Origin of the sequence: Bacteroides sp. 2_2_4 (assembly GCF_000157055.1) — a bacterium.
Taxonomy (GTDB): Bacteria; Bacteroidota; Bacteroidia; order Bacteroidales; family Bacteroidaceae; genus Bacteroides; species Bacteroides ovatus.
The window spans coordinates 1-911 of record NZ_EQ973404.1 but is presented as its reverse complement, the minus strand read 5'-3'; the positions used below and the strand labels follow the sequence as shown (position 1 = coordinate 911).

The following is a 911-nucleotide window of genomic DNA, read 5'->3' as shown; positions in this document are numbered from 1 at the left end:
GTCCGGAAGCGTCCAGGCCTCCTTCGTAGGCAACTCCTATCGACGGGGTGTTGTAGCCTTTGGCGTGGGCGCCGACATGGGTGATGTCGCGCATGTGATGTATTGTTCCGTCTTTGGTGATGTAATAGTGATAGCCACATTCGGCAAAGCCTTGGCGTTTGTGCATGGAGTCGAGGGCTTCCGGGGTGAGGTTGCTTGTACAACGGGATGCGGTGCAGTGCACCACAATCAGGGTGATGTTTCTTTGTTTAATCATTGTTTTTTGTGGGTGATTATGTGGATGATTTTTAGTTGTGTATTCTTGTTCTACCCCCCTTCCGTCCCCCTTTGGGGGAGACGCTTGTCGGGGGAAGTGCTCTTCCCCCTTGCCGCAGGGCGTTCCCCTAGCAAAGAGGGTTCGGGCTGTAGCCGTAGGAGCTGCTGCNCTAGGGCTTAAAAGGGTGAGCCGAAAGAGATGGTTATCAGTTCCTTTTGTTTGGGGGTGAGGATACGGTTACTTAACTGGTAGTTTGTTTCCTGCAATGCTTCGAGTAGTTCGGAATCGTCCTTTATCCACTGTTTGAGGCGGATAGAAGCGGATGCAGGTGCTATATTCGGGAAATAGAGAACGGCCAGTTCTTTGAAACCGTAGCTACGGTTGGTTAAACTTTGGCAGTTGTTTTGTTGGTGCACGTTGGTATACATAATTATAGTGTTGGTTTACAGATGTAAAGATAGGCTTTTTAGTGGCTGGTTGTTACCTGTATACTTGGTAGATATAGTTATATATGTTTGTTGGCAGAGGAAATTTGTGATATTCGGGCAATTGTCACAAATTTCTTTTGTCCGTAACTTTTCGGCGGGGCGTCTGCCCCGCTTCGTGAAGCGGACGGCGAAGCCGACCGCCGGGAATCTCCGATATTCTGCAAAGA

2 protein-coding genes are annotated in these 911 nt (G+C 49.2%); both read right to left on the bottom strand.

Annotated features, from left to right (window positions below):
* Positions 1-256 (bottom strand): N-acetylmuramoyl-L-alanine amidase (locus BSCG_RS00080; protein ID WP_008777677.1); only part of this gene is annotated, 256 nt, incomplete at its 3' end.
* 176 nt (positions 257-432) lie between these two features.
* Positions 433-684 carry a DUF4248 domain-containing protein gene (locus BSCG_RS00085; protein WP_008777676.1) on the bottom strand — a complete coding sequence of 84 codons (252 nt, stop codon included), beginning with the start codon at positions 682-684 and terminating at the stop codon, positions 433-435.
* Positions 685-911: the final 227 nt, after the last annotated feature.